Genomic DNA, 16866 nt, shown 5'->3' with positions numbered 1-16866 from the left:
TTCTTCCAATCTAGTATTTTCAAAAATTGATATTATTGTTTTAGCGTTAGTATAACATCCTAAACTAAATTTTTTCTAGAGGGTATCTAATATTTATCTATTTTGTTATTTTCTAAGAATATTTAACAAAAAGACTCCAAACCAAGGCTTATACAGCGATGATCTGGAGTCTTTTATGAACTTAGAAGAGGGAAGTTCTCATATCTTATTCAATAATGACTATTCTTCTTTTTTGTTTTTGAATAGATACAAGCCTGTGGCAAGAGTGGCTAAAGCACCACCTAGCCAGCCTATTGCGCTACTTGCTTCACCTGTATTTGGCAAAGTTGCTTTTGGCGCCTCTGTTTTTGGCATCATTGAAGCCTTAGATTCAGGCTTCATACCCTCTGTTCGTGGCATTTGAGCTTTCTCTGCTTCTGGTTTATCTGCCTTCGGTTGCTTCATATCTGGTTGCTTAGTTTCTGGCATTGGTTTGTCAGTTTCTACTTTACCAGTTTTTGGTGCTTCCGAATCTTTCTTAGGAGCTTCCATTTGTGGTTTGTCCATTTGTGGTTGCTCTGCCTTTGGAGCTTCGGCTTTCGGCTTTTGTTCCTTAGGCATATTATCTGCCTTCGGTTGCTCCATGTCTGGTTTCTTAGTTTCTGGCATTGGTTTGTCAGATTCTGCTTTACCAGTTTTTGGCGCTTCCGAATCTTTCTTAGGAGCTTCCATTTGTGGTTGCTCTGCCTTTGGAGCTTCGGCTTTCGGTTTTTGTTCCTTAGGCATGTCGTCTGTCTTCGGTTGCTTCATATCTGGTTGCTTAGTTTCTGGCATTTGTTTATCAGATTCTACTTTATCAGATTTTGGTGCTTCCGGTTGGACATCTTCTTGTTTTGGAACTTCTGGTTTTGGAGTTTCTTTCGGTTGCTCTTCTGGTACTGATGGAGCCGGTGACGCTGGGGTGTCTTCCTTCGGCGCCTCTGGTTTCGAATCTTCCATTGGTTTTTCTTCTGGTACTGATGGAACCTCTGGCGCTGGAACTTCTTCCTTCGGTGCTTCCTCTTTTGGAGCTTCCGGTGCTTCTGGTTGTTTTTCCGGAGTTGATGGCGCTTGTGGTGTTTGTGGAGCGTCTTGTTTTGGTGCTTCCTTAGGAGCTTCCGGTTGCTTTTCAGGAGTTGACGGAACTTCTGGCGCTGGAGTTTCTTTTGGTTGCTCTTCTGGTACTGATGGAACCTCTGGCGCTGGGGTGTCTTCCTTAGGTGCTTCTGGTTGCTTGTCCGGAGTCGATGGCGCTTGTGGTGTTTGTGGAGCGTCTTGTTTTGGCTCTTCCTTAGGAGCTTCCGGTTGCTTTTCAGGAGTTGACGGAACTTCTGGTTTTGGAGTCTCTTTTGGTTGCTCCTCTGGGATTGATGGTACTTGCGGTTCATCTTTTGGAGCGTCTGGTACCTGTGGTACTTCTGGTGTTAGTTTATCAACCTTTGGTTCCATCGGTTTTGGTAATTCCTGACCTGGCTCTTCTTCCTTCTTAGGTTCTTCCGGTACTGGTACTTCTGGTTGTTTTTCCGGAGTTGACGGAGCTGGTGGTGTTTGTGGCTCTTCTGGTTTTGGTGAAACCTCCGGAGTCTCTTTTGGTTGCTCTTTTGGCTCTTGTGGTGTTTGCGGAACTTCTTCCTTCGGTGTTTCCTCTTTTGGAGCTTCCGGTGCGTCTGGTTGTTTTTCAGGAGTTGATGGCGCTTGTGGAGCTTCTGGTGTCTCTTGTTTTGGTGATTCCGGTACTTGTGGTTTTTCTTCCGGAGTTTCTGGAGCGTCCTTTGGAGCTTCCGGTGCTGGGAGTTGTGGAACTTCTGCCTCTGGATTTGTTTTTGGGGCTTCCTCTTTTGGTTTTTGAACTTTTGTTTTCTCAATAACAATCTCGCGACCAGCTACAGCAACTACTTGACTAAAATTATGATTTTTTTCATCAAAGTTCTTGATAACTGCCATAAGTGGGAAGGTACTTGCTTCTACGTTGTCCATCTGAGCTGTTAGCACATACTCCACCGTATTGGTATGTTTTGGATCGTCAATATAATAAATACTAGAAAAACGATTTTTCCATTCATTAAATTTACTATTTCCTACCAAACCAACGGACCAGTTCCATTGTTCACCTAAGCTTCTCTCACCACTAGCTTCCTCTCCGCCAAAGAAACGAAATGATGCTTGTTGATTATTACTTTCAGAATTGACATTTGTTGGAAATTGACTTGTAATATCACGACTATTATTTTCCGTAATCTTTGTTAATGTCAATCCTTTAGGAACAAGTAAATAATATCCACCTTTATTGTTATGAAAAGACCAGTTTTGTGGATTGAAAGTTACTTTCCATGAAACTTCACCCTTGCTCGTTACACTTGTTGGTTCTATAGAGACTGAGTTTTTATAATTTTCTTGCCCTGATTTCCCCAAAAGAGCTGATCTATTCGTATCTTGAACTTGATCTAAGCCCTTTATCGTCATCCCGCTCTCTGACTCTGAATCTTCCATTGGGAAAGATTCCATCTCCGAATCCTCCAAGACACTTCTCATAGCACGAGGGCGAAGAACTGATTCAGGCTCTGTGACATCTTTGATTTCTTCATTTAGAGTTTCTACTGGAGCATCGCTCTCTTCAAGCTCCTCTTCTTCAGCTAAAAAGTCGCTTTCCTCTTCATTTGATACTACCGGTTTCTCAACAACATCACTTGAACTAACTGATGTAACATCTGATTCTAGCGATTCTGCTTTAACCGTTGTCGTTGAATAAAAGGCTAATCCCCCTAATACGACTGTGCTTAATAATAAACTGGACACAACTTTCTGCTTGCTCATAATTAGCTCCTTCTTAAAATACAGATTTATACATTTTCCCACTCATCTACTGGAAATGACAACAAGCCACTGAATGCATTTACATGAATATTGTTGCACTCCTGGATAGATGAGGGTACTTCAAAATATGGACCGTACCAAGTATACCAGCCGTAGCTATCTTTTATCTGCTACACATCTGTTTTTTCTCTGTTTTTCTATACGTTGCTTACATTGAGCTTTGTCTCCATTTTTTTCGCTGATACATATCGCAAAGGCTGGTTTTTCCTCCAAAAAAATAACCTATCATTTCACGATAGATTACTTTTCACTATTTCCGTAAACCGATGGGTAAATTGAGCAGTCATTCCCCAGATATTTTCTGGTAGATTTTCATAAAAGGGAACGGAGCGTTTGTGATGACTGAAAGGATAGTCAACCCCACCTCTCAAACGTTCAAAGGGAAAGTCGCAATCTGGGACAATCTGTGAATCCAGTTGATAGTAGACTGGCTGAGTTGTTAATAGAGTTGATAGAGGCACTATAAATATCCGAGCAACCTCTTCATTAGGAAGGATAGTCGTCCAATCAAGATTTAACCGTCCAACGAAGCAATGAACAGTTGAGCGCTCCAAAACCAAATAATCAATTTCTCCGAGTATATCAATTTGTTCTGGTTGAATATTTAGTTCCTCCATAACCTCCCGAACGGCTGCTTTCTGGGGCGTTTCTCCTACCTCTACTCTGCCACCTGGGAATGAGACTTCTCCCGGTTGAGAAATGGACTCGCTCCGAATCTCATATAAGACCTGCCACTGGTTGTCTGACCAGACTAAGGGCAAGAAGACTGCATAGGAACGTTTTTCACCCAATGGCCGGGGCTGATAGTCTTTCAATAATGCCTGCAATTGATCAGTCATGGCAACTCCTTACTAACTAGTGATTTATGCTTATTTTAACGAATTTTGTGGTATCTGGCAAGAACTTTGTTTCAATAAAAAACTGAGAAGTTTCCTTCCCAGTTCCTCAACTTATTTTCCTTTTAACATCCCCATAATGCCACGAGTTACCACGCGCCCAACTTCCCGTCCGACCTGGCTCATCAGGTTCTTGGTAAAGCGATCCATCATAGAATCTGTTTTGCGACTAGCTGGCTGACTAGTTTTTTGCGCAGCTTTAGCTGCTTCTTTCTGGGCTTTCTCTTCCATTTTTGCAGCTTCTTTAGCTTCTTTTTCTGCCCGCTTTTCCGCCTCGGCTTGCTCTGCTTTTTTGATGAGTTCGGCTTCTTTGGCCTCTGTCATGGCTAAAATCTGCTCGTGTGCAGATTCACGGTTGATCGCGTCAGCATATTTTTCCATCAAAGGAGAGTTGTTGATGACAGACAAGAGGGCGCTCGGCTCGACCGTTCCAAGCATACTCTTCGGTGGATAAATCAAAACCCGATCCGCAAAGCTTGGTGTGCCATCTGCTTGAAGGGTAGACACAACAGCTTCCCCCACTTGCAACTCCTGAATGACCTTAGCCAAATCCTCCCCACCTTCTTGACGGAAGGTTTCGGCAACAGTCGCAACTGTTTTGAGCTCTTTTGGTGTAAAGGCGCGAAGACCATGCTGGATGCGATTTCCCAGCTGGGCTGCCACGCTATCAGGAATATCTGTCGGATTCTGCGTTACAAAGAAGACACCTACACCTTTTGAACGAATCAAACGAACAATCAATTCAATCTTTTCAAGAAGAACTTTTGGAGCATCTTTGAAGAGAACATGAGCCTCATCAAAGAAGAAGACCATCTTAGGCTTATCCAAATCCCCCACCTCAGGCAGTACTTCATAGAGTTCTGACAAAAGGCTGAGCAGGACTGTCGAATAAAGAGTTGGTTGATTGAACAGCTCAGTAGCTTGAAGGACGTTAATAACCCCACGGCCATCTTCTGCTGTACGCATCAAATCAGCAATGTCAAGACTTGGCTCACCGAAGAAAATCTTACCCCCTTGTTGCTCCAAAACAACCAGGCTACGCAAGATTGCACCAACTGAACGAGCTGGAATATTTCCATAATATTGGCTCAGCTCTGCTGCATTTTCAGCCACAAAATTGAGCATAGCACGCAGGTCCATCAAGTCAATCAAGAGAAGACCACGCTCATCTGCCACGCTGAAAACGATATTCAAGATGGACTCCTGAGTATCATTCAAGCCCAGCAAGCGCGTCAATAAGACAGGCCCCAGCTCTGAAATAGTCATGCGGACAGGAGTCCCATTTTCCCCCAAGACATCCCACAACTCAACTGGATAGCCAACAGGGGTATAATCAAGATAGTGAGTCTTCTCTAGGCGACTAGGATCAATCTCCTTGGTATTGGCCGCAACCAAACTATTCAAATCACCCTTGATGTCCGATAGAAAGACCGGGATTCCCGCATCACTTAACTGCTCCGCCAAGACCTTTAAGGTCACGGTTTTCCCTGTACCTGTTGCACCTGCGATGATTCCATGACGATTGAGTCGCTTGAGCTGCATCTCCGCTCGACTGCTTCCATAGCCAAAAGCAATAACATCTGACATATTCTAGCCTCTTTTCCGATTTTTTCTAGCTTTATTGTAGCATAGTTTTTGGAAAAATAGCAGAGCAGACAACTTTACATTGGATATGCCAAGAGAAAAAGAAAAACCCGATGAAACGGGTTCTCTATATTATAGATACAAGAATTTGAAAAGTGCAACAGCGGCAATTGATGCGATAATTGGAGCACATACACCAACCCAAGCATACCACCATTTTGAATCAGCCTTGTTTTCACCAAGAACAGATTTTGGAAGAAGGGCATGGACGATACGTGGACCAAGGTCACGCGCTGGGTTAAGACCAGGACCTGTTGGACCACCAAGAGCCGCAACAAGTGCCATAACTAGGAAACCAATGCCTAAGTGAGCAACTGCAATTGAACCTGAAGTATATGGAGCAGTCATTGTCTCAGCGACTGTTTTATCATAGCCTTGTTCAATCAATTTACCAACCAACTCTGAACCAAAGAAATGTTTGGTCAAAGCAAGGGCACCGAAGAACAATACAAATGAACCAACGAACTCATTCAAGAAACCATTAGTTGTCGCAGCTTTACGGCTTTCTTTCGTTCCGTTATCAAGCGCACTGATAGTTGAGAATGAACCAAGAATATGGTTAGAATTTTCAGTTTTCAAGAAGTAAGGTTTATAAACTGCTACAACCACTAACTGACCAAACATTGCGCCTAACAATTGAGCAACAATGTATTGAGCAACGTGAGCCCAAGGGAAGAGACCTGAAACAGCCAAACCAAGTGTGAAGGCTGGGTTGATATGGTTACCAGAAACGTTACCAAACATCAATGCTGGCATCATAACTGCCAAACCATAGCCAATCGCAATGAGAATCCAACCAGAGTTGTTTCCTTTTGTGCCTTTTAAATCAACGTTTGCAACTGTACCATTACCAATGATAATAAGGAGTGCAGTCGCTAAAAATTCAGTGATATATTTCACTGTCCATGTAACATCCATATTTTTCTTATATTTCCTTTCAAAAGTTGAATTTTTTTTGGACAACAACCATTTTATCAAGTATAATAAACAAAGTAAAGCCATTCGATAAAAAGAAAACGTTTACTCGAAAAAGTAGTAGATTCAGTAAGGAGATTAGGATGGGAGCTAACCAAGAGACATTAATGTATACACTTGAAAAGAGTATCAAGAAAAAAGCAGATTTGTTTGAGCACAGTTTTTCTGCCTACGCTGTACGATCGATACTAGCCAGTCTTTATTTAGGATTGGGGATTGTCATTTCTCTTTATACAGCAGACAAACTCGACCATGTTGCAGAAGGACTCGGGAAATTTAGCTATGGGTTGATGTTTGGTTGGGGGCTACTCATGATTTTATATATGAATGCCGAACTTGGAACATCCAATATGATGTATATGACAGTAGCCATTCATCGAAAAACGATTCCTACTAAAACAGCCCTCAAGATGTTGGCAACCTGTATCCTTTTCAACTTTATCGGTGCTGTCCTTGTTTGTTACTTGGTTTCACTGACTCTACCTTATCAACACGTTGATGCTCACAGCTACCTATTTGAAGCGACAGTGACAAAACTAGAAAAAACACCTCTTACCCAGTTTATTGAAGGAATCTTTGCTAATATTGTTGTGAATATCGGCGTATTTACCTTCTTACGCATCAAAGATGATGCCGGACGTCTCATTTCCGTTATTTTCATCATCTTTATCTTTGCTTTCTTGGGATATGAGCACGTCATTGCGAACTTTTCACTCTTCTCCCTGGCCTTTTTTGCAAATGGTGGACCAGTTGAGGGAATGACTCTATTAAGTGTACTAAGCAATTTCCTCTTTTCTGGATTAGGAAACTACGTGGGTGGCGGTCTCTTTATCGGACTTCTTTATAGTTGGTTGAATAATCAATCCAAACTTTATGTAGACTAAAAAAACTACGGTTGGAATTCCAATCGTAGTTTTTTATTGTAAGATAATCTGCGCAACTATAGGACTAATCACCACATACATGATGCCTGTAATCCCAATAGCTAAGCCAGCCATCGCCCCTTGCGTATGCCCATATTTTATCGCTGTACCCGTTCCAATGGCATGCCCTGTCCCTCCCAAAGCAAGACCAACAGCTACCGGGTCTTCAATTTTTAGTAGCTTTAAAAAGACCGGACCAAGAACACTTGTCAGAATCCCTGTTGCAACAACGACTACAAGAGTAACTGTTGCTATTCCTTGCATTTTATCAGTAATACCAACAGCCATAGCAGTGGTGACAGATTTTGGAAAAAGAGAGATTGCTAGAAAAAAATCCATTCCAAACCATTTTGCAATTAGGGCAGTAAAGACAGTATTGACAATACAGGCAACAAAAATTCCCAAAAGAATACTTCGAATGTGATGTTTCATTAGATGGAAAGAACGATACAAAGGAATACCCAGAGCTACTGTTGAAGGCACAATAAGCATATTTAGATAGGACCCTCCTGCATAATATTCCTTATAGGAAATACCTGTCATTTTTAAAAAGACAATAATCAATCCTGTAGCTACCAACAGTGGGGTTGTGATTGGATGAGGAAATCTCCGATAAATCAGCATTCCAATTAAATATGCTGCAATTGATAACATAATACCAAAAATAGGATTGGAAAAAAGTTCAGTCATGCATTCCCTCCGCATCAATGTAGTCACCTTCAAACTTTTGCTTCACAAATTGAACAACAAAACCAATTACTAAGATATTTAAAAAAATGGCGCCTAAAATGACGATGATAATAGGAAGTAAATAATCTTTAATTGCATCAAATCTCTCCATAATGCCCACCGCTGCAGGCAAAAAAAGAATGGTCATATTAGCCAGCAAAAAATTTCCAACCGTATGAATGTGGCGAAGACGAATTAATTTGAACTCTAGGGCTAAAAATAGGAGGATTAAGCCAATAATACTTCCCGGAATAGGAAGATGAAAAATAGTCGAAATAGCTTCCCCTAAAAATGAAAACACTAGAATAATCATAAACTGAACATATAGTTTCATATTTACACCACCTTAAATACTACTAATCCATCTGAGGTCATTCTCTTTTAGTCTAGAAAATCCCTTAATGTTAGTACTGTTATTAAGTTTACTACTCTGAAAATATTTTTCAAGGCTATAAAACGTTTACACATTAAAAATTTGTCTTAGCTATTTTATTTATATTGCACATAATCACTTGACAATTTATTTTTGTAGGTGTATATTTTATATATACCAAGATTTGATATATGACAAATATACAAATATACCAAATCTAAACCTACCTACACAAGCAACAAAGGAAAGGAGTGTCCTATGCATTTTCCAGTCCCCGCAGTGCTGACAGAATTTCTCATCATGGCTATTTTAGAATCCGATGATTCTTATGGCTATGAAATCTGTCAGACCATCAAACTCATTGCCAACATCAAGGAGTCTGCCCTCTATCCCATCTTAAAGCGATTGGAGCAAAATGACTTTTTGACCACCTACTCCCAAGAATACCAAGGTCGGATGCGAAAGTATTACAGCCTGACCCAGCTAGGCCATGAAGAACTGGTTCGGCTCAAAGATGATTGGGATACCTATACAACAACCATCAATGGTATTATAGAAGGGAGCGTCCGCCATGACAAGAACTGAGTACATGGAGCAGTTAGAAAAACACTTGAAGAAACTGCCCCACAAGGAATACTTCGAAGCCATCAACTTCTTCAATGAATACTTTGACGAGGCTGGACCAGAGCGTGAAACAGAAATTATAGAAGAACTTGGTTCACCAAAAGAAGCTGCCAGCGAACTCATTAACAACATGCTCAACAAGCAAATCCAAGAGGAAAGGGAGCAACAAGAACCTATTCAACTCAACTGGAAACTCTGGGTTGCCCTGGGAGCCTTAAGTATGACAGGTCTCTTCTCTTTCTTCCTACTCTTTATCATGGGAGAGTTTATCGGAGTCATTCCTCTGTTTGCAACTCTTATCCTCGGCGCCTTTTTCCTCGGTCGCTACTTCCGTAATTTTAGCCAAACAAAACGAACGCTCTGGTTGGCTATCCTAGCTGTCATTTCCCTGCCTATCGCCATTCCACTTTTGCTCATTCTCCTAGCTAGTCTATTGGGATTGGTGGCGCTCATCTTGGCCCTCATTGTCGGTGCCTTTGTTCTGGGTGTCGGACTTCTCACCAGCGGTGGCTATCTGATTTGGGAAGCCTTTAGCCTTATGTCAGAAGGTTTCAATATCTTCCTCATGGGGTTTGGCTCAGGTTTGTCTTTGATTGGCGGAGCTATTCTCATCTACATCTTGACTGGATTTTTTGCCTACTGGTCTTGGCGACTGGTCAAGGCTTGCTTCAAATGGATCTTGAAACGAGGTAAACGAGCATGAAAAAGAAACTAACCATCGCCATTATTATCGGTTTTGTCAGCCTGATTGCAGGCTTAATTCTGGCTGGCATTGGATTTTTCACAGGAGGCGTAACCCGCTTGGAAGAGGTTGCTGCTCCGACGAAAGTCCATAAGACCTTCACAGATTTGAATACCATTAAAATTGACTTTATCCCCCACAGCGTCTATATCAAGGAGTCTAGCGATAGCAACTACCATGTGACCTATGCTAATTCTGACAACAATATGCAATCTCCCTTAAAACTAGCAGAAAAAGGGGGAACTTTGACCCTTTCTTCACAACAAGAATCTTTTGCTATCGAAGGAATTATGCAGTATCTGGGAGAAAGGTTAGCTCAACGAGATATAGATGTCAACTCCGTTACCATTGAAATTCCTAAAGGGAAGACACTGGATAAATTAGAGGGAGAGGGTCTTCACTTCTATGAGTATGGTAGTTTCGTGATTGAAAATGTCCATATCAAAGAAGTTGACCTATCCGATGGTATCTTCCTTGATAATGCACAAATTGACAGCGGTAAAATCACAGCTGGTTACTTTGAAGCTGTGAATTCTGCACTCAGAAATACCTCTATATCTGCAAATGAATCTTCAGTCAATTTAATCGAAACCAGTTTGGAAAATGTTACAATTAAAAACTACCAAGAACTGAATGCAAATCAATTGACTCTCCTAGGAAAAAACGTCCTCACTCCTTCCGAACACAGCCTATCTGTTACAAATATAAACCTAACAGATAAGAGCTTACAAGACATCAATCTGAATATCAGTACACAGCTGGACATCAAAACACTTGCGGAACACTTAGGCTACCACTATGAAACCCTTGAAGAACTAAAGCAAGCTGTTGGTGATATGAGTTACTTCAACGAACAAGCTGAAAACGTCGGTATTTTCACTAAAGATAAGTATCAAACATTATCGATCAAAAAAGAGGAGGATAAACAAACCTTAACTTTGGAGAAAAAAGAGAGCAATAATAGCCTGACCATTACTTCAACTAACGCAACCATTAATCTACGAACACCAACCCCAAAATAACTACATCAACCAAAAACCAACTGTTCACATGGAGCAGTTGGTTTTATTATTATTCATCTTTTTGATTATAAATCAAGAGACCTAATCCCATAAAGCCTACTAAGAAGAGGCTCAGCATCCAAACTTGATGACTACTATTTCCAACCATAGAAATGGTTTGACGAAGACCTGAAACAGAATAGGTCATTGGAAGATAAGGCTGAATGACTTGGAAGAAGCGTGGGCTAAGTTCGATTGGGTAGGTACCTGCGCTTGATCCAAGCTGTAGTAACAAGATAATTAAACTTGCGAAGGAGCCGAAACGATTGTTCCAACCCACCAAGGCTGTAACGAGGGCCATAAAGGTCCATGAAGCTAAGAGGATTAATCCCAAGGTTGCCATTGGATGAGCCGGTTCGATTCCAATCAAGCGAAGAACACCGTACAGAATCACTGCTGCTAGGCTGGCTATCGTACCATTAAGTAACAATTTCCCTTTAGCCCAATCCCAACGATTCTTGTAGGAGCGATTGTCAATGTGTTTGACAAAAATAACATTCGCTGACAAGGCTGCAACCATTAGTGCGACAGATACCATATAAGGAGCCATTCCGACACCGTTGGTCTTCACATCATCTTGGTCGCTGTGTTCCAAGGTGACTGGTTGAGAAACTGCTTGTGCATTTTTGTCTTCTACAGAGATGACTGATAGTTGTTGACTGGCTGAGCTGAGTGAATTTGTTAGGGTTTCACTACCTGTACGAAGACTGGAAATACCGCTTGTCAAGGTTTGACCGCCACTAGCTAATTGATCCGCACCAGCAATTAATTGCTGACTACCAGAAGCCAGTTGTCCTGAACCACTGACAAGTTGACTGGAGTTGGATGCCAAGGTTGCCAATCCTGATGTTAACTGACCACCTCCTGATTGGATGCTACTATTATTCGCAACCAACTGGGCTCCACCTGTTGCTAATTGGGCAACACCTGCGGTATAGGCTGTTACTCCTGACATGAGTTGACTCGCTCCATTTGATAATTGCGTTTGAAGTTGACTCACACCACTCGTCAAGGTTTGAGTTCCTGGTAGAACTTGCCGGTTCAAAGCGGTGTTGACCTGACTCAAGCCACTTGATAGGTTTTCAATGGCTGTTGTAGCTCCTGGCAATGCTTGATTGGCAGCCATGTTGATCTGACCGACAGCTGATTGTAGCTGGCTCATTTGTGTTGCCATTCCAGAAAGACTTTGTAGGCTAGATAAGGCTTGACTGAGTTGAGACAATTGACCCAAAATCGTTTGGGCTGCTGTCGCTGTTGTCGAAGGCGAGTTTTGGAGGGCGCCAACCAATTCAGCTTGCTGATCAGCTGTCAAGTTCTGATAGGTAGCCGTTGCTTGCAAGGCTGCAATGCTGGCTGTTTTATCAGCTTGGGCTGCAGTCAACAATCCTTGAGCTTGAGCCCCCATCTCTGTCAAGAGGCTAGATAGAGTAGAGGTATCTACTGCAAGTCCTCCTATACTTGAGAGGCTATCATTTAATTGACTGATGGCTGCTTGCAACTGAGGAAGTCCTGTCAATAAGGCCTGTATTTGACTAGACTGTTCAGCAGACAAACTAGTTGAACTAGCGAGTTGCTCCAAGCCTGCCTGCAATTGATTGGCTCCTGTTACCAGTTGTTCGACCTGACTTGCTCCTGTTTGCAATTGTCCCACCCCAGCGATGAGCTGAGAGGAATTGGCATTTAATTGCTCCGCACCTGAAGCAAGACTCGCTACCCCATTTGTGTAGGTTGTTAAGCCGCTGGACAGTGTTTGACTGCCTGTCGCAGCCTGATTGACTCCATCTGTATAAGACACAAGACCGGTGGCCAATTGGTTTGCTCCTGTCACCAGTGATTGGCCTGATGAAGATAAGGTAGATAGGCCTGATGATAGAGTCTGACTTCCGGTTTCTAATTGACTAGCTCCATTTGTCAATTTTTGACTTCCATCTGCTGCCTCAACCATGCCGTTTTGAATTTCTCTCATACTGTCAAAAACGGCAGAGGTATATGTTTCGGTAATCGTCTCTGAAACAGATGTCTTTAATTTCTCCATAGCTGATTCGCCCATCTTAGAAGCGACAAAGCTGTGCCCCTTAGAGGTTTGGTAAGAAATTGTTAGTGGTTCAGGCTGATCCGTCAAGAGACTGGATGCTTTTTCTGATAAATCTTCTGGTAGGGTGATGACCATATAATAGTCCCCTTCTTCCAAACCTTTTTCCGCATCCGTTTCTGATACAAAGTGGAAATCCAGACTTTTGCTCTCTTTCATATTATCCACCATATCATCACCAATGGTGAGAGTTTTATCTTGAAAGCTCGCCGATTGGTCTTGATTGACAACTGCTACAGGCAACTGGTCTAGTCGGCCGTAAGGATCCCACATAGAGGTTAGGAAACTAATGTTATATAAGGCTGGGACACAGGCAATACCAATAATGGTAACCAAAGTCATTGGTTTTTTTAAAATATTCTTCACTTTTCGTAACATAAGCAACTCCTTTAGACATACTGTCCAAAAACTGATAAAATACATTATACAAGTATCATTTTCAAAATCAAGTCAGAAGAATTGTTTTTGGACATTGTGTCTAAAAATGTTCAAAAGGAGAAATTATGGGAACAGATAATCGGAAAGAACGAACTCGACAGGCTATTTTAGAAGCTATGGTAACCTGTCTAGAAACTCAAGGATTTAATGACATTACAACCACCCACCTAGCCCAGACTGCTGGTATCAGTCGTTCCAGTTTTTATACCCACTATAAGGATAAGTACGAATTAATCGACTCCTACCAACAAGGACTTTTTCACAAATTAGAGGCTATATTTGACCGTTATGATGGCAATCGCCAATCATCATTTTTAGAAATTTTCGAGTTGCTCTATCGTGAAAAATTGCTTTCTGCCCTACTGACCCATAACGGAACTCAAGAAATCCAAAATTTTCTTATCAATAAAGTCCGACTTCTTGTTGCCAATGATTTAGCGGAGCGCTTAGGAAAAGAGAATTTATCACAACTGGAAAAAGAATACAGCAGCATCTATTTTTCACATGCTTTCTTCGGTATCATGCAGGTATGGATTAAAAATGGTAAGCAAGAATCTCCTCAATATATGACCGATTTTCTAATAAAAATGTTACCTTAAATGTGACTTTTTACCGCCACTTTCTGGGGAATATGTTATAATATCCTTATCTTACGCAAACGTTTTCAAACAGGAGATTATGATATGATTCAAGCTGAACATCTATCAAAAACCTATTCCATCATAGATAAGGAAGTCGGTCTCAAGGGTTCGATAAAAGCCTTTTTCAAACCCAAGAAAAAGAAAATTCCTGCCGTCCAAGATATTTCCTTGCAGGTAGGAAAAGGCGAAATCATCGGCTATATCGGCTCCAATGGTTCCGGTAAGTCGACCACCATCAAAATGCTAACTGGAGTACTCTTCCCAGACCAAGGACAGGTTCGTATCAACGGACTCAATCCGCAAGAACACCGTAAAGAAGTCAATAAACAAATTGGAGTTCTCTTTGGGCAAAAATCCCATTTGGATTGGAACTTGCCTGTCCAGGAATCTTTTATCCTTCACGCAAAAATTTATGATGTTCCAGATAAGGTATTCAAAGAGCGATTGGCTGTCTTGATTGACCTATTGGACTTGGCTGATATTATGAAGCAACCAATCCGTAATCTGTCACTCGGTCAACGGGTTCGCTGTGAATTTGCGGCTATCTTTATCCACCAGCCTGCCGTCGTTTTTTTGGACGAGCCAACCATTGGTTTGGATGCCAGCGTTAAGGAGACCATTCGCTCCTTCATCCGCTATATGAATCAAGAATACCAGACCACTTTCTTGATTACTTCCCATGATATGAAGGACATTGAAAGCCTCTGCGAGCGGATTTTTATCATTGATAAGGGCAAAAAGGTCTACGATGGTTCACTGACCGTCCTCAAAGAACGCTTTTCCACAGTCAAGACCATTCTCTTCTCCACAGAAAAGCCGATTGAAAAAGACTTGCAGCTAGAAGGCTGGGAATTTGAACGAATAGATGACTTTCATTTTGAAATCCACTACCAAAGCAAGGTCTGGACTAGTGCCCAGGTGATTGAGCAAGTTTTCAATCATTATTCAATTGAAGATGTCACCATGAAGGAATTGGAAATTGAAACCATGGTCCGCCAAATTTATGAGGAGGGTATCCATGCGTAAATATCTCTACATGACCCGCCTGACCATGATGAATGCCATGCAGTACAAGGCTTTCTTTCTAGCGACTTTCGTTTCACTGGCAGTGAAGATTTTGGTGGCTCTCTATGTCTGGAAAACCATTTTCTTCACTCAATCAGAAGTCAATGGCTTTACCCTCCAAACCTTTACTACATACATCATTTTCGCTAATCTACTAGCCAGTTTAAATTCTTTCTCACTCGGAGAAGATTTGTCCTACAGCATTTTAAAAGGAAGCATTGCTGGAGAATTTCTCAGACCCTATTCCTTTATCCTAGCCCTCTTTTTCAAAGACCTTGGAAACAAGCTCTTGGAGCTGATAAAATTTGCCATCGTATTTATCGGTATTCTACTTGTTCATCAAGATTTCTACCTGCCTGACGGCCAGACCATTTTGCTCTTTCTGGTCAGTTCGATTTTAGGGATGTTTATCGTTCAATTACTAGATATGGCTTTTGGCTTCTTAGCATTTTTTACGGTCAATGCCTGGGGAGTCATGCTTCTGAGAATGGGACTTTTCAATCTGGCTTCTGGGGCGCTTTTGCCACTCAGCTTCTATCCACAGGCTGTGGAAAACTTTTTGAAACTCCTTCCCTATAATTATGCGGTTAACGTTCCAGTTTCCATTTTATTGGGACAGGAAAGCGATCTAACAGCTTTGGGATTGCAAGTTATATGGATACCCATTCTAGCCTGCTTCATCGCCGCTCTTTGGTCCCAAGCCAAGCGTCGTATTGTCATTTTTGGAGGTTAACATGAAGAAATATATCAGCCTCTATCTATATAACATCAAGGTCTACATGATGGCCCAGATGTCCTTTCGGGTGGACTTCTTCATCGGGCTTTTCTCCTCTTTGATTGAACAAATTGTCTACCTGATTTTCCTCAACATCCTCTTTGGAAATATCAAGGAAATCGCTGGTTTCAACTACGGTCAAATGCTTTTTATCTATGGAATAGCGACCGTCGGACGCTCCATTCACTTGATTTTCTTTGACAATCTCTGGATGTTTGGCAGTCGCTACATCCGACAAGGCGAATTTGAACGCCTCCTCCTCATGCCTGTCAATCCTCTTTTTCAGCTTATCTGTGAACGAATCCAGCCACAAGGAATCGGAACAACCCTCATCGGTTCCCTTGCACTAGCCCAAGCTTCCAAGGAACTGGGTATGGAATGGAGTCTTGGAAAACTAGCCCTACTAATCTTTATTGCCATTTGTATCGGTCTACTCTATGCAGCTATTCAGCTCGGTCCAACTGCTCTAGCATTTTGGATTGTAGAATCATTTCCTTTGACTATGGGAATTTTCGCCCTCAATCAGATGGCTCAATACCCACTCAATATCTATCCAAAAATCATTCAAATCCTGCTGATTTTTGTTTTCCCTTATGCTTTTACAGCCTATTTCCCAGCCCTCTACTTCTTAGACTTGTCTATGTGGGGACTGGCTCTGCCACTAGTTGTCCTGATCTTATTTACCATCAATTACAAACTCTTCCGCCATGGTATGACCAAGTTCACCAGCGTTGGAAATTAAAAAAAAGCCAGCATTCTCTGGATTGATATACTCCCCTTATAGTGGACAGTGAAAAAACAAAAATTTTCACTAGAATGATATACTCCCCTTATAGTGGACAGTGAAAAAACAAAAATTTTCACTAGAATGATATACTCCCCTTATAGTGGACAGTGAAAAAACAAAAATTTTCACTAGAAACTATAAAGGGAGTTTTATTATGTCCAAAAGAAGTCCAAAGTCTGTCTCTGAGAAACTAGAAATTGTTCTACTCC

Annotated in this window: 15 protein-coding genes; 8 read left to right on the top strand and 7 right to left on the bottom strand. The window is 41.6% G+C overall.

All coding sequences use genetic code 11. The features are described 5' to 3' along the window. Nucleotides 1-219: 219 nt before the first annotated feature. The 4 genes from ODU34_RS07100 to gla form a co-directional block, all read right to left on the bottom strand. Nucleotides 220-2832 carry an LPXTG cell wall anchor domain-containing protein gene (locus ODU34_RS07100; protein WP_398578430.1) on the bottom strand — a complete coding sequence of 871 codons (2613 nt, stop codon included), beginning with the start codon at nt 2830-2832 and terminating at the stop codon, nt 220-222. Between the two features lie 290 nt (nt 2833-3122). Continuing rightward, complete coding sequence (locus ODU34_RS07095; RefSeq protein WP_105178848.1) at nt 3123-3731, bottom strand: CoA pyrophosphatase; 609 nt, start codon at nt 3729-3731, stop codon at nt 3123-3125. Between the two features lie 111 nt (nt 3732-3842). Continuing rightward, nucleotides 3843-5375, bottom strand: a complete 1533-nt coding sequence (locus ODU34_RS07090; protein ID WP_105178847.1) for a helicase HerA-like domain-containing protein — start codon at nt 5373-5375, stop codon at nt 3843-3845. A gap of 129 nt (nt 5376-5504) precedes the next feature. Further along, nucleotides 5505-6350: an aquaglyceroporin Gla gene (gene gla / locus ODU34_RS07085; RefSeq protein ID WP_002937554.1), complete on the bottom strand. Its 846-nt coding sequence runs from the start codon at nt 6348-6350 to the stop codon at nt 5505-5507. Between the two features lie 140 nt (nt 6351-6490). On the opposite strand from gla, the gene ODU34_RS07080 reads away from it, so the two are divergent. Continuing rightward, nucleotides 6491-7291, top strand: a complete 801-nt coding sequence (locus tag ODU34_RS07080; protein ID WP_398578431.1) for a formate/nitrite transporter family protein — start codon at nt 6491-6493, stop codon at nt 7289-7291. Between the two features lie 33 nt (nt 7292-7324). Here the strand turns inward: ODU34_RS07080 and ODU34_RS07075 are convergent, their stop codons facing one another. Together ODU34_RS07075 and ODU34_RS07070 are read right to left on the bottom strand one after the other, a co-directional pair. Then, nucleotides 7325-8020, bottom strand: coding sequence for an LrgB family protein (locus tag ODU34_RS07075; protein ID WP_002937552.1), 696 nt, complete (start codon nt 8018-8020; stop codon nt 7325-7327). Beyond that, nucleotides 8013-8393: a CidA/LrgA family protein gene (locus ODU34_RS07070; RefSeq protein WP_024384743.1), complete on the bottom strand. Its 381-nt coding sequence runs from the start codon at nt 8391-8393 to the stop codon at nt 8013-8015. Before ODU34_RS07070 ends, ODU34_RS07075 begins: the two co-directional genes overlap by 8 nt. A 297-nt stretch (nt 8394-8690) precedes the next feature. Here ODU34_RS07070 and ODU34_RS07065 point away from each other — a divergent pair, with 297 nt between their 5' ends. Genes ODU34_RS07065 through ODU34_RS07055 form a run of 3 tightly spaced genes read left to right on the top strand, consistent with a single transcriptional unit; the run spans nt 8691 to nt 10820 of the window. Then, a complete protein-coding gene (locus tag ODU34_RS07065; RefSeq protein WP_029180417.1) occupies nt 8691-9017 on the top strand; it encodes a PadR family transcriptional regulator in 327 nt (108 codons plus the stop codon). Next, nucleotides 9004-9759 carry a DUF1700 domain-containing protein gene (locus ODU34_RS07060; protein WP_105178845.1) on the top strand — a complete coding sequence of 252 codons (756 nt, stop codon included), beginning with the start codon at nt 9004-9006 and terminating at the stop codon, nt 9757-9759. The genes ODU34_RS07065 and ODU34_RS07060 overlap by 14 nt, the downstream gene beginning before the upstream one ends. Then, nucleotides 9756-10820: a DUF4097 family beta strand repeat-containing protein gene (locus ODU34_RS07055; protein WP_205014852.1), complete on the top strand. Its 1065-nt coding sequence runs from the start codon at nt 9756-9758 to the stop codon at nt 10818-10820. The genes ODU34_RS07060 and ODU34_RS07055 overlap by 4 nt, the downstream gene beginning before the upstream one ends. 49 nt (nt 10821-10869) lie before the next feature. Here ODU34_RS07055 and ODU34_RS07050 read toward each other — a convergent pair whose 3' ends face one another. After that, entirely contained in the window at nt 10870-13329 is a 2460-nt protein-coding gene (locus tag ODU34_RS07050) for a YhgE/Pip domain-containing protein (protein WP_105178843.1), read from the bottom strand. A gap of 125 nt (nt 13330-13454) precedes the next feature. Here ODU34_RS07050 and ODU34_RS07045 point away from each other — a divergent pair, with 125 nt between their 5' ends. The 4 genes from ODU34_RS07045 (at nt 13455) to ODU34_RS07030 (ending at nt 16612) form a co-directional block, all read left to right on the top strand. After that, nucleotides 13455-13988, top strand: coding sequence for a TetR/AcrR family transcriptional regulator (locus ODU34_RS07045; RefSeq protein WP_024384747.1), 534 nt, complete (start codon nt 13455-13457; stop codon nt 13986-13988). Nucleotides 13989-14072: 84 nt separating this feature from the next. Further along, a complete protein-coding gene (locus tag ODU34_RS07040; protein WP_024406807.1) occupies nt 14073-15056 on the top strand; it encodes an ATP-binding cassette domain-containing protein in 984 nt (327 codons plus the stop codon). Continuing rightward, nucleotides 15049-15828, top strand: a complete 780-nt coding sequence (locus ODU34_RS07035; RefSeq protein ID WP_024384749.1) for an ABC-2 family transporter protein — start codon at nt 15049-15051, stop codon at nt 15826-15828. Before ODU34_RS07040 ends, ODU34_RS07035 begins: the two co-directional genes overlap by 8 nt. A gap of 1 nt (nt 15829) precedes the next feature. Next, complete coding sequence (locus tag ODU34_RS07030; protein ID WP_024400374.1) at nt 15830-16612, top strand: ABC transporter permease; 783 nt, start codon at nt 15830-15832, stop codon at nt 16610-16612. Nucleotides 16613-16866: the final 254 nt, after the last annotated feature.

The organism is Streptococcus sp. 2018WUSS126, assembly GCF_044427425.1.
Classification (GTDB): Bacteria; Bacillota; Bacilli; order Lactobacillales; family Streptococcaceae; genus Streptococcus; species Streptococcus hashimotonensis.
This window is presented reverse-complemented; position numbering and strand designations above follow the sequence as displayed.